The following is a 19,574-nucleotide window of genomic DNA, read 5'->3' on the forward strand; positions in this document are numbered from 1 at the left end:
GCCGGGGAGGTGGAGGACCGTATGTGTGCGGCACCCGTAGTGCTGGGGATCGAGTCGTCCTGTGACGAGACGGGGGCGGGGCTCGTCAGGGGCGGGCGGCTGTTGGGGCATGCTGTGGCGTCGAGCATGGACGAGCATGCGCGGTTCGGTGGGGTGGTGCCGGAGATCGCGGCGCGGGCCCATGTGCACGCCCTCGGGCCGGTCCTCCGGCGCGCGCTGGGCGAGGCGGGGCTGCGGACGGCGGACATCGGGGCGGTCGCGGTGACGACCGGGCCGGGGCTGTCGGGGGCGCTCCAGGTCGGGCTGGCGGGCGCCAAGGGGCTGGCGTACGCGCTCGGAGTGCCGCTGTACGGCGTGCACCACCTGGCCGGGCATGTCGCCGCCGACACCCTCGCGCACGGGCCGCTGCCCGACCCCTGTGTCGTACTGATCGTCTCCGGCGGCCACACCTCCCTGCTCCTCGTCCGTGATCTGGCCCGCGACCGCATCGTGCACCTCGGCGACACCCTGGACGACGCCGCCGGCGAGTGCTTCGACAAGGTCGCCCGGGTCTTCGGGCTGCCGTATCCCGGCGGGCCGGCCATCGACCGGGCAGCGCGCGTGGGGGATCCGCGCGCTGTCGCCTTCCCCCGCCCGCTCACCGGACCGCGCGACGATCCGTACGGCTTCTCCTTCTCGGGGCTGAAGACGGCCGCCGCGCGGTGGGCCGAGCGGCACCAGGGGCGGGTGCTGCCGGTGGCGGACGGTGCCGCCTCGCTGCAGGAGGCGGTCGCCGACGTGCTGACCCGTAAGGCGGTGGCGGCCTGTACCGACCATGGTGTCGGCACCCTCGTCGTGGTCGGCGGGGTGGCCGCCAATTCCCGGGTCCGGGGGCTGGCGGAGGAGCGGTGCGCGGCGGCCGGGATCACCCTGCGCGTGCCGCCGCCGAAGCTGTGCACGGACAACGGCGCGATGATCGCCGCCGTCGGGGACCTGCTGGTCCGGGCGGGCGCGGAACCTGCCCCACTGGATGTCTCGGTCGATCCGTCGGCTCCCTTGGAGTACGCCGCGCTGCACCCGGTCGCCCGCCCTGCACCTGCCGCGGCGGCCGGCGCTCGGTGACGGCGTAGCACTGTCGCGCGCTGCTACCGGCCCCGCGCGCTGCCACCGGCTCGCGCGTCTCAGCCGTGCCAGGACGGCGCACCCGGCTGGCCCGCCAGGCTGTGCGGCGGGGCCGGCCGGCCGTTGTGGCCAGGCGGATGGGCGTGGAAGAGGGTGGAGTACAGGCCGTCGTGGGCGAGGAGTTCGGGGTGGGTGCCGGATTCGACGAGGCGGCCCTGGTCGAGGACGAGGATGCGGTCGGCGTCGGCGGCGAGGTCCAGGTCGTGGGAGATCACGAGGGTGGTGCGGCCCTCGGCGAGGCGCCGCAGGGGGCCGAGGATGCGCTGGGTGGCCAGGATGTCCAGGCCCGTCGTGGGCTCGTCCAGGACGAGGACCGGGGCGTCGCGCAGCATGGCGCGGGCGATGGCGATGCGCTGCAGCTGGCCGCCCGAGAGGCGGGCGGTGCCCGGGGCGATGACCGTGCGGTAGCCGTCGGGGAGGGCGGCGATGAAGGTGTCGGCGTCGGCGGCGCGGGCGGCGCGGACCACGTCCTGGTGGGTGGCGTGCGGGCGGCCGCAGCCGATGTTCTCCTCGATGGTGTCGTGCAGGACGAGGGTGTCCTGGGGGAGCAGGGTGATGTTGCGGCGCAGCTGGGCGAGCGGCATCTGGTTGACGGGGATGTCGTCGAGGCGGACGGTGCCGGTGTCCGGGTCGTAGAACCGCAGCAGCAGGGCGGCCAGGGTGGACTTCCCGGCGCCGCTGGGGCCGGTGAGGACCAGCAGCTCGCCGGGGACCGCGGTGAAGGACAGGTCGTGCAGGACCTCGTCGGGGTTGTCGGGGTAGCGGAAGCCGACGTGCCGGACCTCGATCTCGCCGAGGGCGCGGGTGAAGCGCGGCGGGGCGACGAGGGACGGCGGCGGGTCGGTGACCGCGGGGCGGGCGTCGAGGATCTCCAGCAGGCGCTCGGAGCCGGCGGTGGCCTCGGTGGCGGTGAGGCCCAGCTGTCCCAGGGAGCGGATGGGCGGGTAGAGGTAGCCGATGAACGCGGCGAAGGCGAGCAGCTGGCCCAGGGTCATCCGGCCGGCGGAGATCTCCCACGCGCCGAGGCCGATGATCGCCAGCACGCAGAGCGTTTCGAGCAGCTCGACGACCTGCGCGTACAGCTCGTTGAGGCGGGCGCTGGTCACCGACGCCCTGAACCAGGCGCGGGCCTGCCGGTCCAGGCGCTGCTCCTCCGCGTGCCGGCGGTTGTACGCCTGGGTGAGTACGACGTTGACCAGGCCCTCCTCGACGACCGAGGTGATCGCGCCGTCCGCCGCGCGCTCCCGGCGGGACACCTCCTTGACCCGGCCGGTGAAGCGGCGGGTGGCGCTCCAGAACACCGGTGCCAGTACGAACGTGGCCAGCGCGAGGTCCCAGCGCAGCCAGAGGGCCGCACCGGCGTAGAAGACGATGCCGAACAGGGCGGCGACCGCCTGGACGAGACCGGAGACCACCATCTGCTCGATGGCGTCGACGTCACCGGTCAGCCGCTCGACCAGGTCACCGCGCCGGTTGCGCTGGAAGAAGTGCGGCGGCAGCGTCTGGAGATGGGCGAAGACCCGGGCCCGTAGGCGCATCACGAAGCGCTCGGCGGTCCACGCGGCGAGCGAGTTGCCGAGGTAGCCCACCACCGCGCCGATGACGGCCACGGCCAGCCACAGCCCGGCCGGCTGCCAGAAGGCGCTGACCGAGCCCTTCTGCAGGGCGTTGTCGGTGAGTTGGGCGAAGAGCAGGATGGCCGCGGTCTCGGCGAGCGCGGCGGCCACGGCGCACAGGCAGACCAGAATCAGCCAGCGCCGGTCACCCTTCGTCAGCGGCCAGAAGCGGCGGACGGATTCCTTGAGCCCGACGCGCCGGGTGCGGATGCTGGGGTCGGCCAGCGGGCCCCACAGGCCGCGGCCCAATCCTTCGGACGCGGGCTGCGCTTCCGGAACTTCGGGCCGCATCGGCGGTGTTGGTTGCGTCGGCTGCGTCGGCTGTGTAGGCCGTGTCGACTGGGTTGATGCTGTCGGCGGTGCGAAGGCTTCGGTCGGCGCCGGGGCCGGTGGCGTCTCGGTGCGCACCGGCCGCCGTCGCGAGCTGCGCAGATGCATGATGGCTACGCCGTATCAGTCAGCTGGTCGGACCGGGCGGAAAGGCCGCTGAGGGGCCCTCACGCACACCCGCTCGCAAACGCACGAGGCGGACCCGCGCGCCACGCGAGCCAGCCTCGAACTCAGTGCTTCGGGTCAGTCAGTCGTCGTAGTCGAAGAAACGGCGCCTGTTGTGCCGGCGGCCGTGCCTGCGGCGACGCCTCCTGTAGCGGTCCCGGTCGTGGTCCCAGTCGCGCCTGTGCCTGCGCGGGAAGACTTTCCGGAAGCTCATGCTGCCTCCTTGATTGATTCCTTCCGACGCCCCGTTACCGGTGGCGTCAACTCCCAAGCTACGTCGCCGACCTACTGACAACAAGGAAAATACGTGAAATTTCAGACGAAAGCTGAAATTCTTAATATTTCTGCACAGAGTGGACAATTCATCACTCTCCGCAGACGCCTCCCGCCGGCGCCGGACCGTCCGTTCACCGATCACCCGCCGTAGCCACCACGGGACTTGGCCGCATACGGGCCGCGGCGACGACGGTGCAGGCGAGCAGGGCGACCGCGACCCCGAAGGCATCGCGTACGCCGTGCAGTGCCGCGAGCGCGCCGGGGCCGCCGGCCGGCGAGGCCGCGTGGACGGCGGGGACGGCGTGGACCGAGGGAAGCCCGGGGGTGCCGAACGCATGGAAGAAGACCGCGCCGAGCAGTGCGGTGCCGAGCGTGCCGCCGAGCTGCTGGGCGGCGTTGAGCAGCCCGGCCGCCGAGCCCGTCTCGTGCGGCCGGACCCGGTGCAGCGCGGTGGTGAAGAACGGGACGGCGAACAGCCCCTGTCCCAGTCCGCAGACCGCCAGCGCCACCGGCAGCGGCCACGGGTAGGAGGCCGCGGGGGCGGTGGCGTAGACGGCGACCGCGCCCAGCGTGCCGGCGAGCAGTGCGGCGAGCCCGGCGAACATCACCCGGGAGCCGTAGCGGGGCACCAGCCGGGTGCCGGCGCACCAGGACGCCACCGCCATCGCGGCCGACCAGGGCAGCAGGGTGAGCCCGGACGACCGGGCGTCGGTGTGCAGGCCGAGCTGGAGCTGCAGCACGACGACCATCATCAGGCCGCCCACCACCGCGAAGAACAGCAGCGAGGCGGCCAGCGCGGCGGGGAAGCCGCGGCCGCGGAACAGTCCCGCCTCGACCAGCGCGCTACGGCCCTCCCGGGCGCGGCGGCGCTGCTGCCGCCCGAAGACGGCCAGCACGGCGAGCCCGGTGGCCAGGACGGCCCAGGGCCGCGGCGCGAACCGGGTCAGCCCGCCGTCGAGCAGCGGCTGGACGAGCAGTCCGGTGCCGAGCACGGCCAGCACGGTGCCGGTGAGGTCCAGCCGCGACCGCCGCTCCGAGCGGTCCTCGGGCAGCAGCGGGGTCGCGGCGAGGACGGCGAGGCCGAGCGGGAGGTTGACGAGGAAGACCGCCCGCCAGGACGAGCCGAGCAGGTCGGCGTGGGTGAGCAGCCCGCCGAGCACCGGCCCACAGACCGCGGCCAGGCCCATCACCGGACCGATGCTGCCCATGGCCCGGGCCAGCGCGTCGCCCTGGAACATGGCCCGGATCAGCCCGATGGTCTGCGGGATGACCAGGGCGGCCGCGGCGCCCTGGACGGCCCGCGCGCCGATCAGCAGCGCCGGGGAGCCGGCCAGCGCGCAGGCCGTGGAGGCCAGGACGAAGCCGGCGACCCCGAGGCGGAGCAGCCGCCGGCGGCCGGCGATGTCACCGAGCCGGCCGCCGGTGATCAGCAGCACCGCGAAGGGCAGCGTGTACGCGGCGCTGTACCAGGGGATGCCGGACGCCGGCCCGCCGAGATCGGCGTGGATCACCGGTGCGGCGACCGTCATGATCGTGGAGTCGAGCAGGTTCATCGCCTCGGCGAGCAGCAGCGCCGCGAGTGCGGCCCACCGGCGGGGGTACGGCGCGGCCGACGGACCGACCGGGCCGGCGGCCGGCAGCGGGCGGGCCGGCCCGCAGCCCTTCGACAACGGACTGTGCGGCAGGGGGTCGTTCGGCATGGGATGTCCCTTCGGCCGTGACGGATGTACGGCCGAGCCTGCGGGCGCGTACCGTGGACGTTCCAGCCAGGGCGCTCGGCTCGCAGCTTCTTTCCATCTCGCGCCCCTCCAGTGAAGAATTCGTCCATCCGCCAGCCGTCCGTTCTCGGCCAGGAGGCCCGGGCATGCCGCTCGACGAGATCGACCGCGGGCTGATCCACGCCCTGCACATCGACGGCCGGGCGCCGTTCAGCCGGATCGCCGAGGTGCTCGGCGTCTCCACGCAGACCGTGGCCCGCCGCTACCGGCGGCTGTCCGCCGAGGCCGGCCTGCGGGTCGTCGGGCTGGCCGATCCGCACCGCGCGGGCCGGGCCCAGTGGCTGGTCCGGCTCACCGCGACCCCGCACAGCGCCCAGGACCTCGCCCGTGCGCTGGCCCGGCGGTCGGACACCTCCTGGGTGAAGCTCGCCTCCGGCGGGACGGAGATCATCGCCGTGGTGCACACCCCGGCCGGCGGCGCCGACGGCCGGTCCCTCCTGCTGCACGACATTCCGCGCACCGCCGGCATCACCGCGGTCTCCGCGCACTACCTGCTTCACACCTACCTCGGCGGCCCCACCGCCTGGCGCGGTCGCGCGAACGTCCTCGATCCGCGGCAGCGCCGCCAACTCACGCCACCGGCAAGGGAGAACGCCGCCCCCTCCCCCGCCACGGCCGCCACGCCGACCGACGACGACCGGGCGCTGCTGTCCGCGCTGCAGCGGGACGGCCGGGCCGGCCAGGGCGAACTGGCCGCGGCCACCGGCTGGTCACCGGCCACCGTGGCCCGCCGGCTGGCCGCCCTGCGGGCCTCGGGTGCGCTGTTCTTCGACGTCGAATGCGATGACACGCTGTTCGGCGCCACCACGCAGGCGCTGCTGTGGATGACGGTGGCCCCGGCCCGCCTGGAGCAGGTCGCCACCGCCCTGGCCCGGCACGAGGAACTCGCCTTCGTCGCCGCCACCACCGGACGGACGAACGTGGTCGCGCACGCCCTCTGCCCGGACCCGGCGGCCCTGCACCACTACCTCACCCACCGCCTCGGCGGTCAGCGTGCGATCCACGCCCTGGAAACCGCACCGGTACTCCGCACCGTCAAGGCAGTCGGTTCCCTCATCTCATCGCCGGGCAGGGCAAGTTGACGTTCCATCGGTCGTGACGGAAGCGCCGCCTCACCACGACTGGCGCTGGGTGACGCCCACCACGTAACCGTTGAGGTCGGTGAAGTGGAAGAGCTTCTGGCCGTGGTGGGTCAGTACGTCCTTGGTGACTGACCAGCGGGCGGATCCGTTCGACAGCCGCGGGCTTCTCGGAGGGATCACCTCGGGCGGCGGCACCGGCACCGAGTCGGTCTACGGCTGGCAGCGGGGGCACCACACCGTGCCCCGGCCGGCGACCCGCGCCCGGCGCAGTGGTGTGCCGCAGCGTGGGCAGGCCGGGCCGGGGTCGTCGCGCCGGCCGGTGAGCCAGGAGTCGCGCGGCGGCACGCAGCCCGCCCGGACCGCCGCCCGCAGGGTGCGGCGCAGCTCGGCGTGCAGCCGGTCGCAGTCGTCGGCGGAGAGGTCACCGGCCGGGCGGCCGGGGGGAAAGCCGGTGCGCCAGAGGATCTCGTCGACGAGCAGATTGCCCAGCCCGGCCAGCACCGACTGGTCCATCAGGACGGCCTTGAGGCTGCCGCGCCGCCCGGCGAGCGCGGCCCGGAAGTCCGCCCGGCCCACCTTCCCCGCGTCCGGGCCCTGACGGCTCAGGATCCGCTCGGTACCGGCCGGGTCCATGAGCCACAGGCCCTGGAGTTTGCGCTGGTCGCGATAGCGGAGCTGGCGCTCCCGGCCGAGCGTGAACACCACCCGGTCGTGGGGGTGGACCGGCTCGTCCGGGGAGCTGCAGACCAGCCGTCCGGTCATCCCGAAGTGCAGCATCAGGGTGGGGCCGCCGGTGTGGGCGAGCAGCCATTTCCCGTGCCGCTCCGGTTCGGTGAACCGCCGGCCCTCCAGCTCGCCGCGCAGCCGCTGCGGGCTCACCCCGTGCAGCACGCCCTCGTCGTACACCTCGATCCGCCGGATCACCCGGCCCCGCGCGCACGCGACGAGCGTTCGCCGGAACCCCTCGACGTCCGGCAACTCGGGCATCCGGCCCACCGCCCATCCGGTCGTCGGCCCCGTTAGGCGTGCCGTGCCGAGTGTGACGACGGATGGCGTGACGAGGGCCGTGACGAGGGTCGTGACGGATGCCGTGCCGCGTGGGGCGACGAGTGCGCTGACGGGTGGGCTGACGGGTGCCGCGCCGCGTGCGGTGACGCATGCTGTGACGAGTGGGGTGACGAGGGCTTGGCCGCCGGCGGGTGATCGGTGGACGACGGGTCCTGGTCACGTGGCGGGTCCTGGTCACGCGGCGGGTCCTCGTCCCGCGGCGGGTCCTGGTCGCGCGGGTCCTGGTCGCGCGGAGGATCCTCGTCGTAACGCGGCGGGTCGTCGTCCCCGGGGTCGTCCGACGGGACCAGCTGCAGGCTGCCGTAGCGGGCGAACACCGCCTCCGTGCCGGCCCGGACGGTGGCCATGGAACGGCCGGTGCAGTCGCGCGAGGACCACAGCACGAGGTCGAGCGGGGTGTCGTTCACCACCTCGCCGCCCCCGGGCCCGAGGCCGTAGCAGTGGTCGTCGCCGGGGTCGACGATCTGGTACTGCCGGTTGCCCGGCCGCATGTGGAAGATGATGGTGCCGGTCGTGGCCTGCGCCGTGGGTGGTGCGGACACGGCGAGCGCCGCGGTGAGCGCTCCGGTGAGGGCCACGGCGCCGAGAAGAGCGGTCTTGCGTCGCATGGACCCAAGGTTCCCGAGGCCGTTTTGTCCTATTCCTCCTTATTCGCAGATTCACCCGCCGTGCCGCTCGGCCGGACGCTGCCCAGCCACAGCACGTCCCGCGCCCGGGTCATCGCCACGAAGAGCTGGCTCCGCAGCAGTTCGCCCTGCTCACCGGCGGTCCCCGCGTCGTCCCGCGCCTCCTTCGCCGCCGTCAGGTTCGCCTCGTAACGGGGCAGATAGACCCGTTTGAACTCCAGCCCCTTGGCCCGCCGGTAGCTGCCCAGTTTCACCGCCGCGACCGGCCGCCCGTCGTAACTCTCCAGCAGGCACACCCGTACGCCCGCCCGGGTCAGCAGCCGCCGGTAGCGTTCGATGGCGCGGGTGGCGGGGCACAGCACCGCGGAGTCCGCCAGTTCCTGCGGGCTCAGGCCGCGCAGCACGGCCACCAGCGCCGCGTCGTGCGCCGCGGGCGAGGGCAGCACCGCGCGGACCACCTCGCCGTGGTGGTACGTCAGGTCCACGTCCCGCCGGCCCGGGGTCCGCGAGCCGTCGATGTCCTCGAAGGCGTCCTCGGCGACGACGGACAGCGCGGTGTCCACGATCTCCTTGCCGTTGCGGTAGTTGGCGCGCAGCACCTGCCCGCGGTCGCCACGGATGTCGATACCGGCGTCCGAGAGCCGGAACCCGCCGGGATGGACGGCCTGCTGTCCGTCGCCGACCAGCAGCAGCCCGTTGGGGCTGTCCCCCACCAGGGAGTGCAGCAGCCGCACCCCCACCAGGGTGAGGTCCTGGACCTCGTCCACGACCACGGCCGCGTACGGGTGGCCGCCGCGACCGGCCGTCTCGGCGAGCGCGAGGGAGAGCACGTCGTTGAAGTCGTGCACCGCGCGTTCCGTGCGCTGCGCCTCGTACGCCTCGTAGAGCGCCCAGACGGCCTGCCGGTGCGGATGGCGCAGGCTGGTGCGGCGGCGCCGGCGGGGCAGCACGGCGTACTCGTCGAAGGAGGTGATCCCGCGGCCCTTGATGACGTGGTCGATCTCCTCCTTCCAGTAACGGGGCAGCGGATCGATCTCGGCCAGGCAGCTGTCCCGGCCGAGGTGCTTCCAGGCGAGGCTGAAGGCCGTCTCCGCCTTCTCCCGGTGCAGGCGCACCGGCACGTCGCGGGACTGGAGGTACTTCTGCGCCCAGTGGTGCAGGCTGCTGAATTCGATCCGGTCGGCCACCGCGGGGGCCATGGTGGCCAGGAACGTCGCCTGCACCCGCGGCAGGTTGTTGGCGAACGTGACGTACAGGACGCGGCCGCCCGTGCGCTGGGCGAGGTACGCGGCCCGGTGCAGCGCGACGACCGTCTTGCCGGTGCCGGCCGGGCCGCTGATCCGGGCCGGGCCGGCCCAGTTGCGCCGCACCAGCGCGAGCTGGTCGGGGTCGAGGAAGGTCATCCACCGCTCGATGGGGGCCCGCCGGGCCTCGTCCAGGGCGGCCCGGCGCAGCCCGTCGAGGTCGAAGAGGCCGTCGTCCGCCAGGGAGGGTGCGGACGGGGCGGCCGGTGTGGCCGCGGGCCGGTGCTGCGCGGTCCGGGCGTCGGTCCGGTCGGCCGCCGCCGGGTCCTCGTACTCGGGGAAGACCCGGCCCAGGTGCTCGGCGAGCGCCCGTACCGAGCCGGCGGACAGCCGGGTGCGCTCCGACAGCAGCGCCGGGCCGATCTCGTGCTCGCCCAGCAGCCGCAGCCGGCCCAGTTCGGTGTCGACGCGGTGGCCGGCGAAGGCCATCAGCGGGCGGACCGCCACCGGTGACATGCCCAGCGCGGCCACCGCGCCCTCGGCGGCCTTGGTGACCGCGAGGAGTTTGCGCCGGTGCTCGTCGCGGGAGAAACCGCCGGCCCGCAGCCGCCCGCCGGACGGTTCCGGGGCGGCCCGCCAGTTCTTGACGTCGATGACGAAGACCCCGCCGGGCCCGATCAGCAGCATGTCCACGTTGGCCGCCCGGGTGCCCGGCCAGCGCCGGTCCACCAGCAGCCGCCAGCCCCGCTCGGTCAGCATCAGCAGCTGGGCGGCGATCCGCCGCTCCCCCTCGCCCGCCGCCTCCCAGCGTTCCGCCCGCTGACGGGCGGCCCGCCACTGTTCCCGTAACAGCCGCTCCTGGCGCCGGGCCTCCTGGGCCCGCCGTGCCGCCGATCCGCCCGCCGCGCTTCCCGCCGCCGACCCGCCTGACGTCATCCCGCGCCCCCTCACCTCGCCCCGCGTCCCACGGGGTCATGAACCATAGGTCCGTGGCACATGACGCGGTAGTGCGCACAGGAGGGGCACGGGGGCATGGCGCGGGCCCGTGGTCCGCGGTCCACGGGCCCGCCGCGTCAACGGCTATCCGCTGCTCGGTACCGGCCGCCGGGCGGGCCGGAACGCCGAGGTGCCCAGGCCGCCCGGGACGCCCGGCCAGCCGGGCGAGCCCATCGGGTGCCGGAGTTCGGAGGCGACGTAACGGCGGCAGTTGCGGTGCCAGTTGAGGATGCCGGCCATCCAGTTCTCCAGCTCGTGGACGTAGCCGTCGAGCACCGCACGGGCCTCGGCGGACAGCTGGAAGTCGTCGTGGACGACCGGGAGTTCCTTGGCGGCGATGTGCCGGAACTCCTCGATGCGCGAGGTCATGAGGTCATTGATGACGGCCAGCGCGCTCGGGTAGTCACAGTTGAAGAAGGTCTGGACGACGAGGACGCCGTTGTGCACCTCGCCCTCGTACTCGATCTCCTTCTGGTACGAGAAGACGTCGTTCACCAGGCAGGCGAAATCGGCGGCGGAGTTCTCCAGCGCGCGCAGGGTGCCGGTGCGGTAGACCTCGGGCGGCACCCGCCGGCCGTGGCCGATCCGGCACAGGGACATGGTGAGGTCGGACCCGAACGTCGCCCGCCGCATCTCGATGTAGTCGACCGGGTCGGGGATGCGGTGCTGGATCTGGTTGTCGATCTCCCACAGCCAGCTCGCCGTCATGACGTCGACGGCCTGCCGGAAGTCGCGGCGCGCCTCCGGCGTCATCGACACCACCGTGCGGGGCCACAGGTCCGCGAGGCCGCGTTCGAGGGCGTTGGCCGGCTCCGGGACGGGCGCGGTGGCGTCGAGCGGCATGAACGCCGACAGCCGTGCGGTGCAGGCCTTGGCCGAGGCGAGGTCCCGGGTCCGGCCGAAGACCTGTGGGTAGTAGTCGTCGGCGTAGGTGCCCCAGGCCAGCCACTGGGAGCTGAGGTCCAGTTCGTCCGGGGTGGCGTCGGGGTGGATGCCGGCCGCGCACAGCGCCAGGTCGTGGCGGACCATCGCCGGCTCGTCCCAGACGTCGGAGAGCGGCACCCCGGGCTGCGGCCGCAGCATGCCCATCCGGTGGGCCCAGTCGAGGGCCCGGCGGCGGGCGCCGTCCAGGTGGGGGCTCAGGGTGAGCGGGAACGGCATGGTGATCTCGGGGATCCGCGCCGGGCCGACCTTCTGGTGGGGGACGTGGGTGTGGCTGCGGAAGCGGTGGGCGCCGGCGGTGGCCAGCGCGGTCCGCAGGTCCGCCGCCGAGGTGCCCGGACCGGTGAGGGACAACGGCGACCAGGGCCGGGCGGATCCGGCCGCCGCCGTTCCGCCGCCGTTCATGTAGCGGCTGGAGCGCAGGTGCCACTCGTGGCCGCCGGACTGCCAGTCCTGCAGCCCCTTGGCGTACGCCAGCACGTCCGCGCAGGACCGCGCGTCCAGGCCGGCCTCCAGGAACAACGCGGGGAGTTCGGTGACCACGGTGTTCTCGAACTGCTGGAGCCGGGAGGTGATCAGGTCGTTGACCGCGTCCGCGGCCTCCTGGGTGGTGCAGTCCAGGAAGGTCTCCAGCACCAGGACTCCGTTGCTCAGCTCGCCCTCCTCCTCGGTCTCCCGCTGGTAGGAGAAGAGGTCGTTGCGCAGGTGGACGCCGTCGGAGAAGGTGTCGCGCAGCACCCGCAGCGGCCGGGAGCCGGCGACCGCGGCCGGGACCTCGGCGCCGGCCGCGTACTCGACCAGGCCCGCGGACCAGGGGGCGCCGCCGACCTTGCGGCGCATCTCGATGTACTCGACGGGGTTGGGCACCCGGTTGATGTGGATGTTGGACAGTTCCCAGAGGGACTCGTTCAGCAGGTGCTCGGTGCTCTCGGCGAACCGCCGGCGCCAGTCCGTCGACATGTGCGGCACGGTGCGGGCCCACAGGTCGGCCAGGCCCGCCTCGACCGGGTTGGCCGGCTCCGGTACGGGCGCGTGGTCGTCCATCGGCATGAAGGCGGGCAGCCGGTCGAGGTACCGCTTGCCGCCCTCCCGGTCCTGGGTGCGCTTGAACTCCTCCAGGAAGTGGTCGTCGAAGAAGAAGACCCAGACGTACCAGTCCGTCACCAGCGACAGCGCGTCCGCGTCGCAGTCCGGGTGGGTGTACGCGCACAGCAGGGCGTAGTCGTGGGCGTCGAGGTCCGACTGCTCCCAGATGCCCGAGCCCTCCAGCATCCCCATGGCGCGGGCCCATCGGCGGCAGTGCGTGCGCGCCGCCTCCAGGTGCGGGTTCAGCCGCGCCGGGTAGGGCGTGTAGAAGCGGGGCAGTTCGAATGGCTGGGTCACCGTGGCTGGCCTCTCCCCATGCGTGCGGAAGGAGGGCGCGGCGGACCACGCCCCCTGACGGGGCCAGCGCTACCCCGGGGTCCGGCGCTTCAGACGTTGCGGAGTTCGAGCTTCCGCGTCCGCCGCTTTCTGCTCGTTCAGCCCCGCGCCGGTGACCACTTCAGGCGTTTTTCCGACGCCGCCCTTCCGTTTCCCCAGCCGTAGGGGCGGCACCGGCGGTACGGGTGGTAAGGGCGGTGCGGGCGGTGCGCAGGGCGAGGTCCGCCAGGACTTCGGGGGCGCCCGCCTGTCCCCGTATGCCGGGGAAGGCGTTGACGTCGACGACCACCGGCCCGGCCGGGCCGAGCAGCACGTCCACGCCGTAGACGTCCAGGCCGAAGACCCCGCCGGTTCGCAGTGCGAGCTCCGCCCAGCCGGCGGGCAGTTCACCGGGCGGCAGCGGCCGGGTCGGCCCGCGCCCGTCCGGTGCCAGCTCCGAGCGGCGCAGCCCGGCGAAGAGCCGCCGGCCGACCACCCACAGCTTGTGGTCCCAGCCGCTGTTCGCGGTGAAGTCCTGGACAACCACCGGCTCTTCGGGCCAGGCGGCCGCCAGCTCCCGCAGCTGTGCGACGGTGTCGGCGCGGGCCACCAGGTCGCCGCGCCGGCTGTACCGACTCTTGACCACCAGCGGCCCGGCCGGCTCCCCGGCCGCCGCCAGTTCCCCTACCGTGTCCACCGGCCGGGTCACGGCGAACGGCAGCCCCGCCGCCCGCGCCCGCTCCGCCATCAGCACCCGGTCCTGACAACGCGCCGTCGCCGTAGCCGAGTTGAGGACCGGGATGCCGTACGACTCCAGGCGGGCGGCCAGCGCCAGCGCCCGCGGGGTGCGCGCCTTGAGGAGGTACACGTCGGCGAGCGCGCCGCGGTCCGGGCCGGGCGCCGCACCGTCCGGGTGCAGGTGGTCGACCCGGTGGCCGTCCCCGGTCAGCAGACGGCTGGCCGCGGCCAGCAGCGGGTGCGCGGGATCCGCCGTGATCAGGCCGATCCTCACCGGTCGCCGCCGATCGCCGCCAGCGGGACGGTCTCCGGTGCGGCCGGCGCCGCGGCCGGTGCCGCGGCCGGTGGCGCCGCGGCGGCCGGCACCCGATGGTCGCGGCCGGTGCTGTTCCCGCCGTTCCCGCCGGCGAGCCGCAGCACCGCCGCCGACACCCGGGCCACCGCGTCCGGCACCTGACGGAAGCTCGGGAAGTCGTTGATGTCGACGACCACCGGCCCGTCCGGGCCGAGCAGCACGTCCACGCCGTAGAGGTCGAGCCCGAAGACCGCCCCGATCTCCGCCGCGATCCCGGCGACCTCGGCGGTGAGCGGCACCTGACGTTCCGGTACGTCGGCCCCGGGGTGCAGCGGCGAGCACCGCTCGGTGGCGTACAGCTCACCGGCGACGCAGTAGACCTTCAGATCGGTACCGGAGTTGGGGACGTACGGCTGGGCGATCAGCAGCCCGCCGGCGCTCGAAGGCGCGCCCGGCCCGGTCAGCCGGCCGGGGCTCTCGACCAGCCGCACCGCGCGTCCCGAGCTGCCGTCCGCGGGCTTCACCACGAGCGGGAACGCGCTCTCGGGCAGCTGGGCGAACTCCTCGGCCCGGGCCGCCGCGTACGTCACCGGCACCGGCAGGCCGTGGGTGCGGGCGATCACCGCGGCCAGTGCCTTGTCCCGGACGCCGCGGATCGCCCGGGCGTCGTTGACCGTGGTCAGCCCGACCGCGGCGGCGGCCTCCAGCAGGGTCAGCCCCGGCCCGCCCGAGACGGTCTTGAGGACCCAGGCGTCATGGCTGCCCGCACGGACCGACTCGGATATCGGGATCAGCGAACGGCCCGGCCACAGGACGTCCACCTGGTGGCCCCAGGCGCCGAGTTGGCGGATCACGTCCCTGGGCATGCCGTCGTAGCGGTACTGCTCCTCCACCAGGAAGCAGAGTCTCATCGGGGCATCCTCGTCATCGCCGCGCGTCCGTCCACCGTCCGCCCGGCAGATCCATGACGCATCAGGATCCCACGCGGGGCCCGGCAGGGACGGTGAGGGCCCGTGCGCCGCTACGGATCCCCGCCCGCCCCATGTTTCGGCGAGGTTACGCCACCCACCGCGTCCGGCACCCCTGCCCTGACCAGGCGCGCCACCGGCCCCGCCGGGCCCAGCGCCACCCCCTACCCCACCTCGCAAATCCCGCATGCCGGAACCCTTGTTCCGTTTCTGGTGCGGTCCTAGGGTCGGGCCACCCCGGGGACGGATCGACGGACGGTACGCACCACGTACCGCAGTACGGGAAGCAGGCGAGCGGCTTGGCGAACGAACAGCACAGCGGATTCGGCCGGCGGGGATTCCTGGCCGGTATGGGCGGCGTCATCGGCGCATCGGGACTCGGGAGTGCGAGCCCGGCCGCGGCCGCCGCACCCCACCACGGGCCGCGCCCCGAGGACTTCCACGGCCACCGGCAACTGCTCGTCCCCGAGCTGCTGCTCCTGCCCGAGGGCCCGGTGCGCGACCGGGCGGTCCTCGTCTCCGGCGGCACCTTCCGCGCCGTCGGACCGGCCGAACAGCTCGTCAAAGCCCACCGCGACCTCGAACCGGTCCGTCTGGACGGCCACTTGCTGATGCCCGGCTTCGTGGACGCGCACCACCACCTGACCCAGAGCTTCGGCAAGGCCCAGTCCTTCGGCCAGCCCTCGGAGATCTTCAAGACCGTCTGGGAGCCGCTGGAACACGCCCTCGACGAGGAGAGCGCCTACGTCTCCGCCAAACTCGCCGCCCTGGAGGCGCTGCGCGGCGGCTTCACCACCGTCGCCGACGCCGGCACCCGCGCCCCCGTCGACGTGGCGGCGATCGCCCGGGGCACCGAGGAAGCCGGTATCCGCTGCGTACTGGGCAAGATCGTCTCCGACGGCACCGGCGGCCCCGCCCACCTCGAACGGTGGGACGGCCACCCCCTCGTCCACCCCTCCCTGGCCATCGCCGTCCCCGAGGACGCCACCGCCGAGACCCTCAGGAAGACCGCCGCGCTGTGCGCCGAAGCCGGCGCGGTCCTCCAGATCCACGTCAACGAGCACCTCGCCTCCGTGGAACGCTCGTTGAAGAGCGTCGGCCGGCGCCCGGTCGAACACCTCCACCACATCGGCGCGCTGGGCCCGCACACCCTCGGCGCCCACGCCACCCTCCTCACCCCCACCGAGATGCGGCTGCTGGCCGACTCCGGCGCGGCGGTCAGCTACAACCCGGTGGCCAGCGCCTGGAAGGGCAACGGCGTCACCCACGCCACCATGCTGGCCGCCCTGGGCGTCCGCTTCGGCATGGGCACCGACGGCACCCGCGGCGACGGCTTCCGCCTGATGGACGCCGGCGAGACCGCCCAGCGGCTCGCGTACGGCCTGGGCTCGGGCGACTCGGTCTGCGGCGCCGGCCGGACGTGGCTGGACCACGCCACCACCCGCAGCGCCGACGCCCTCGGCCTCGGCAAGGTCACCGGCGAGATCGCCACCGGCAAGGCCGCCGACTACCTCGTCGTGAACCTCGCCGTCCCCGAACTCACCCCCTCCTACGACCTGCGCTGGGAACTCGTCCGGCTCGCGAACCGCGACCAGATCGCCGCCGTCGTCGTGGCCGGCCGCCTCCGCCTGTGGCACGGCCGGCCCACCGACTGGGACGCCCACGCCCTGGTCACCCGCGCCGCGGAACTCGGCCCCCAGGTCGTCGAACGCGCCAAGATCCAACGGGTGGAGCCGGTGTACGAGTCGTAGCGGCTACGGGCGCGGGCCCGCCCGGCCCGCGCCCGCCCCGGCCTCACCGCCCCCGCTCCCCGGGCATCCAGCACCCCACCAGCACCGCCGTGCCCGCCAGCACCGCGGCCAGGGTCAGCGTCGCGCTGTGCAGGCCGTCCGTGAACGCCGCGACGACCGCGTCCCGTACCCCCGGATCGGACGTACGGGCCCTTGCCGCCGCGACCGTCGTCGGTGCGCCCGGCCCGGCCAGCGGCGCGGGCAGCCGCGCGGTGAAGACCGCGGTGGTCACCGTGCCGGTCACCGCGATACCCACCGCGCTGCCCAACTCCCGGCTCAGGCTCTGCAGTCCGGACCCGGTCCCGGCCCGCTCGGGCGGCAGCGCGGCCATCATCGCGTGCGACAGCAGCGGGGTGGCGATCCCGCAGCCCAGCGCGGTCAGCCCGGCACCCAGCGCATAGAGCGGATAGGGCGTACGGGCGTCGGCCGCGGACACCGTGCACAACCCGCCGGCCAGCACCAGCATGCCCACCACGACCGCGCCCCGCCGCCCGCACCACCGCTCCAGCAGCAGCCCGCACCGCGGCCCGGCCAGCAGCGCCCCGGCCATCGGCAGCAGCCGCAGCCCCGCCCCGAGGGGCCCGTACCCCTTCGCGTACTGCAAATACTGGCCGTTGAGGTAGAACAGGCCGAACATGCCGGTGAACAGCGCCGCCATGCCCACCGCCCCGGCCCGCACCGCCGGCCGCGCGAACAGCCGCGGATCCAACAGCGGCCGCACCGAACGGAGTTCACCGCGCGCCCACCCGGCCAGCAGCACTCCGCCCGCGCCGAACGCCCCCAGCACCACCGGACTGCCCCACCCCTCCCCGGGCCCGCTGACGATCCCGTAGAGCAGCGCCAGCAATCCCCCGGTGAACAGGACGCTGCCGCCCGCCGGAACCGAACCCGGCCGGCCGCCGGCCGCCGCGGCCGGGGCCACCGCGGCGACCAGCAGCAGCGCACCGAGCGCCAGCGGCACCACACAGCGGAACAGCGTCCGCCAGCTCCCGTACTCGATGGCCGCCCCGCCACCGACGTTCCCCCATACGGCGGCGAGCCCGGTCATCGACGCCCATACGGCGATCGCCCTGCGCCGCGCCCGGTCCCCGCGCCCCTCCACCAGCAGCGCCAGCGTCGTCGGCAACACGGCCGCGGCGCCCACCCCGCTGATCATCCGCCCGGCGATCACCCACCCCACCCGTTCGGCAACCGCACAGACCACCGCGCCGAGCGTGAAGACCCCCAGCCCGCACAACAGCGTCCCCTTGCGCCCCCACCGGTCGGCGAGCGCGCCCGCCGGCACCAGCAGACCGGCGAAGACCACGACATAGCCGTCCACGACCCACACCACCGCCTGCGCCGACGGGTGCAGCGCACTCGCCGACAGGTCCGGCAGCGCCAGATTGACCGCGGACACCATGCCGACGACCAGGCTGACGCACAGGCACATCGCGACGGTCAGCGCCCCGCGCCGCCCCGGCGCGGCCGCCACCCGCTCACTCCACAACGGAGTTGACGTCCCGCGCCCGGTCCAGCGTGGCCTGCAGCGTCAGCCGGTCCCCCCGCAGATGGATGAACTCCAGGTCGGCCGGCCGCCCGTCGGCCAGCCGGGTCAGCCGCTCCACCGCGAGCACCGCCCCGCCCTCCGGCATCGCCAGCACCTCGCACGTCGCCGGATCCGCGACCACCGCCCGCACCGACACCTCCGCCCGGCCCAGCGGCGCCCCCGCCACCCGCTCGATCAGATCGAAGACGTCATGCCGCTCCAGCGTCGCCCGCCCCCGCGCCAGCAGCGGCTCCCCGACCTCCGGAATCAGATACGTGCAGTCCAGCGACAACGGCGCCCCGTCCACCCGCCGCAACCGCTCCAGATAGACCGCCGCCGCCCCCTCCGCCAGCCCCAGCCGCCGCGCCACCGCCGACGGCGGCCGCACACTGCGTGCCTCCCGCACCTCGTTGACGACCACACCGTGCCGCTGCAGCACCTCCGCCAGCCCGGACAGCTCCCCCAGAGGATGCTGGTACGTCCGCCCGGCCACCACGGTGCCGACCCCCCGGCGCCGCTCCACCAGACCCTCGTCCCGCAGCAGCCCCAGCGCCTCCCGCACGGTGTTCCGGGACGTACCGAACTCGGCCACCAGCGCCCGCTCGTCCGGCAGCACCCCGCCCGGGAACGCCCCGCGCAGCACCTGGCCCCGCAGCACATGCGCCACCCGGCGCGCCTGATCCGCCCGCCGGCCCTGTTCCGCCGCCATCCGCAGCCCTCCTCCCGCCGCCCGCGACGCTAGGCGACCGGTGTTGCCGCGAGGTTACGCCGCCCCACCTGACCTGCACAGATTCCTGAGCTGCCGGTTTGCGGGACGGGCCCGGGGCTGCGCCACCGCCCGCCGCCCGCGGACCGCTACCGTGAGGCGATCACGCATACCGTGCGTACCGCCCCGCGAGCACCCGCGCCCGCCGCCCGGCACCCACCCGCGCACGGCGTCCGGCGATCACCCGCGCACGTACTCACGTGCTCACCCGCTCACGTGCTCACACAGGACTCGGACGGACAGGGAGGTCCAGCAATGACCCACAAGCCCGTGCCCTTCGACGACCTCGACCGGAAGATCATCGCGGCGCTGATCGACAACGGCCGGGCGAGCTTCGCGGAGATCGGGACGGCCATCGGGCTGTCCTCCACCGCGGTCAAACGCCGGGTGGACCGGCTGCGCGAACACAACGTGATCACCGGCTTCTCCGCCACCGTCCGCCCCGCCGCCCTGGGCTGGCTCACCGAGGCCTACGTCGAGGTCTACTGCGACAGCGCCGCGCCGCCCCGCCGACTGGCCGAGGTCGTCCGCAACCACCCGGAGATCGCCGCGGCCATGACCGTCACCGGCGGCGCCGACGCCCTGCTGCACGTACGGGCCACGGACGTCGAGCACTTCGAGGAGGTCCTGGAACGGATCCGCACCGAACCGTTCATCCGGAAGACGATCAGCTACATGGTCCTCTCCCACCTCCTCCCGGACGCCCCGGAGGCCGGCGCCCAAGCAGCAAACGAGCGCAACTGAGCGAAACGACGCAGGATTCCTGCTCGTACACGCAGCATTCGTCGCTTGTGGCCGGAATCC

General features: G+C 74.1%; 16 protein-coding genes. 4 read left to right on the forward strand and 12 right to left on the reverse strand.

The window, feature by feature from the left end:
- Window positions 1–21: 21 nt before the first annotated feature.
- Complete coding sequence (gene tsaD, locus ACGF4C_RS01255; protein WP_393562816.1) at window positions 22–1,101, forward strand: tRNA (adenosine(37)-N6)-threonylcarbamoyltransferase complex transferase subunit TsaD; 1,080 nt, start codon at window positions 22–24, stop codon at window positions 1,099–1,101.
- Window positions 1,102–1,160: 59 nt separating this feature from the next.
- On the opposite strand, the gene ACGF4C_RS01260 is transcribed toward tsaD, so the two are convergent.
- From ACGF4C_RS01260 to ACGF4C_RS01270, 3 genes are all read right to left on the reverse strand, one after another.
- Window positions 1,161–3,068, reverse strand: coding sequence for an ABC transporter ATP-binding protein (locus ACGF4C_RS01260; protein WP_393562302.1), 1,908 nt, complete (start codon window positions 3,066–3,068; stop codon window positions 1,161–1,163).
- Window positions 3,069–3,354: 286 nt separating this feature from the next.
- Entirely contained in the window at window positions 3,355–3,486 is a 132-nt protein-coding gene (locus ACGF4C_RS01265) for a hypothetical protein (protein ID WP_393562304.1), read from the reverse strand.
- A 193-nt stretch (window positions 3,487–3,679) separates the two neighbouring features.
- Complete coding sequence (locus ACGF4C_RS01270) at window positions 3,680–5,248, reverse strand: MFS transporter (protein ID WP_393562305.1); 1,569 nt, start codon at window positions 5,246–5,248, stop codon at window positions 3,680–3,682.
- Between the two features lie 164 nt (window positions 5,249–5,412).
- Here ACGF4C_RS01270 and ACGF4C_RS01275 point away from each other — a divergent pair, with 164 nt between their 5' ends.
- Window positions 5,413–6,408, forward strand: a complete 996-nt coding sequence (locus tag ACGF4C_RS01275) for an Lrp/AsnC family transcriptional regulator (protein WP_393562307.1) — start codon at window positions 5,413–5,415, stop codon at window positions 6,406–6,408.
- A 30-nt stretch (window positions 6,409–6,438) separates the two neighbouring features.
- Here the strand turns inward: ACGF4C_RS01275 and ACGF4C_RS01280 are convergent, their stop codons facing one another.
- The 7 genes from ACGF4C_RS01280 to ACGF4C_RS01310 all read right to left on the reverse strand — a co-directional run bounded on the left by ACGF4C_RS01280 (window position 6,439) and on the right by ACGF4C_RS01310 (window position 14,629).
- Window positions 6,439–6,609 (reverse strand): hypothetical protein, encoded by a 171-nt coding sequence (locus ACGF4C_RS01280; protein WP_393562308.1) that lies wholly within the window; start codon window positions 6,607–6,609, stop codon window positions 6,439–6,441.
- 9 nt (window positions 6,610–6,618) lie between these two features.
- On the reverse strand, window positions 6,619–7,395 hold the full coding sequence (locus ACGF4C_RS01285; RefSeq protein ID WP_393562310.1) for an Fpg/Nei family DNA glycosylase: 777 nt from the start codon (window positions 7,393–7,395) through the stop codon (window positions 6,619–6,621).
- Window positions 7,396–7,427: 32 nt separating this feature from the next.
- The gene (locus tag ACGF4C_RS01290; protein WP_393562312.1) at window positions 7,428–8,084 is read right to left on the reverse strand and encodes a chitin-binding protein; all 657 of its coding nucleotides are present in this window, start codon (window positions 8,082–8,084) and stop codon (window positions 7,428–7,430) included.
- A 29-nt stretch (window positions 8,085–8,113) separates the two neighbouring features.
- On the reverse strand, window positions 8,114–10,282 hold the full coding sequence (locus ACGF4C_RS01295; RefSeq protein WP_393562314.1) for a UvrD-helicase domain-containing protein: 2,169 nt from the start codon (window positions 10,280–10,282) through the stop codon (window positions 8,114–8,116).
- A gap of 144 nt (window positions 10,283–10,426) precedes the next feature.
- Entirely contained in the window at window positions 10,427–12,667 is a 2,241-nt protein-coding gene (locus tag ACGF4C_RS01300; protein ID WP_393562315.1) for a family 2 encapsulin nanocompartment cargo protein terpene cyclase, read from the reverse strand.
- A gap of 160 nt (window positions 12,668–12,827) precedes the next feature.
- On the reverse strand, window positions 12,828–13,697 hold the full coding sequence (locus ACGF4C_RS01305; protein WP_393562317.1) for a RimK family alpha-L-glutamate ligase: 870 nt from the start codon (window positions 13,695–13,697) through the stop codon (window positions 12,828–12,830).
- Window positions 13,694–14,629, reverse strand: coding sequence for a RimK family alpha-L-glutamate ligase (locus tag ACGF4C_RS01310; RefSeq protein WP_393562318.1), 936 nt, complete (start codon window positions 14,627–14,629; stop codon window positions 13,694–13,696). The genes ACGF4C_RS01305 and ACGF4C_RS01310 overlap by 4 nt, the downstream gene beginning before the upstream one ends.
- A gap of 356 nt (window positions 14,630–14,985) precedes the next feature.
- Here ACGF4C_RS01310 and ACGF4C_RS01315 point away from each other — a divergent pair, with 356 nt between their 5' ends.
- Window positions 14,986–16,437, forward strand: a complete 1,452-nt coding sequence (locus tag ACGF4C_RS01315) for an amidohydrolase family protein (RefSeq protein ID WP_393562320.1) — start codon at window positions 14,986–14,988, stop codon at window positions 16,435–16,437.
- Between the two features lie 43 nt (window positions 16,438–16,480).
- Here the strand turns inward: ACGF4C_RS01315 and ACGF4C_RS01320 are convergent, their stop codons facing one another.
- Together ACGF4C_RS01320 and ACGF4C_RS01325 are read right to left on the reverse strand one after the other, a co-directional pair.
- Window positions 16,481–17,950, reverse strand: a complete 1,470-nt coding sequence (locus ACGF4C_RS01320; RefSeq protein ID WP_393562322.1) for an MFS transporter — start codon at window positions 17,948–17,950, stop codon at window positions 16,481–16,483.
- A gap of 4 nt (window positions 17,951–17,954) precedes the next feature.
- Window positions 17,955–18,713: a GntR family transcriptional regulator gene (locus tag ACGF4C_RS01325; protein ID WP_393562324.1), complete on the reverse strand. Its 759-nt coding sequence runs from the start codon at window positions 18,711–18,713 to the stop codon at window positions 17,955–17,957.
- Window positions 18,714–19,025: 312 nt separating this feature from the next.
- On the opposite strand from ACGF4C_RS01325, the gene ACGF4C_RS01330 reads away from it, so the two are divergent.
- Window positions 19,026–19,514 carry an Lrp/AsnC family transcriptional regulator gene (locus tag ACGF4C_RS01330; protein WP_393562326.1) on the forward strand — a complete coding sequence of 163 codons (489 nt, stop codon included), beginning with the start codon at window positions 19,026–19,028 and terminating at the stop codon, window positions 19,512–19,514.
- Window positions 19,515–19,574: the final 60 nt, after the last annotated feature.

The organism is Streptomyces sp. NPDC048197, assembly GCF_043202395.1.
Lineage (GTDB): Bacteria > Actinomycetota > Actinomycetes > Streptomycetales > Streptomycetaceae > Streptomyces > Streptomyces siderophoricus.

Excerpts from the sequence above, each read along its gene's own strand:
- ACGF4C_RS01295 (WP_393562314.1), bottom strand. The coding sequence starts at position 10,282 with ATGACGTCAGGCGGGTCGGCGGCGGGAAGCGCGGCGGGCGGATCGGCG.
- tsaD (WP_393562816.1), top strand. The coding sequence starts at position 22 with ATGTGTGCGGCACCCGTAGTGCTGGGGATCGAGTCGTCCTGTGACGAG.
- ACGF4C_RS01330 (WP_393562326.1), top strand. The coding sequence starts at position 19,026 with ATGACCCACAAGCCCGTGCCCTTCGACGACCTCGACCGGAAGATCATC.
- ACGF4C_RS01265 (WP_393562304.1), bottom strand. The coding sequence starts at position 3,486 with ATGAGCTTCCGGAAAGTCTTCCCGCGCAGGCACAGGCGCGACTGGGAC.
- ACGF4C_RS01325 (WP_393562324.1), bottom strand. The coding sequence starts at position 18,713 with ATGGCGGCGGAACAGGGCCGGCGGGCGGATCAGGCGCGCCGGGTGGCG.
- ACGF4C_RS01285 (WP_393562310.1), bottom strand. The coding sequence starts at position 7,395 with ATGCCCGAGTTGCCGGACGTCGAGGGGTTCCGGCGAACGCTCGTCGCG.
- ACGF4C_RS01310 (WP_393562318.1), bottom strand. The coding sequence starts at position 14,629 with ATGAGACTCTGCTTCCTGGTGGAGGAGCAGTACCGCTACGACGGCATG.
- ACGF4C_RS01275 (WP_393562307.1), top strand. The coding sequence starts at position 5,413 with ATGCCGCTCGACGAGATCGACCGCGGGCTGATCCACGCCCTGCACATC.
- ACGF4C_RS01260 (WP_393562302.1), bottom strand. The coding sequence starts at position 3,068 with ATGCGGCCCGAAGTTCCGGAAGCGCAGCCCGCGTCCGAAGGATTGGGC.
- ACGF4C_RS01270 (WP_393562305.1), bottom strand. The coding sequence starts at position 5,248 with ATGCCGAACGACCCCCTGCCGCACAGTCCGTTGTCGAAGGGCTGCGGG.
- ACGF4C_RS01290 (WP_393562312.1), bottom strand. The coding sequence starts at position 8,084 with ATGCGACGCAAGACCGCTCTTCTCGGCGCCGTGGCCCTCACCGGAGCG.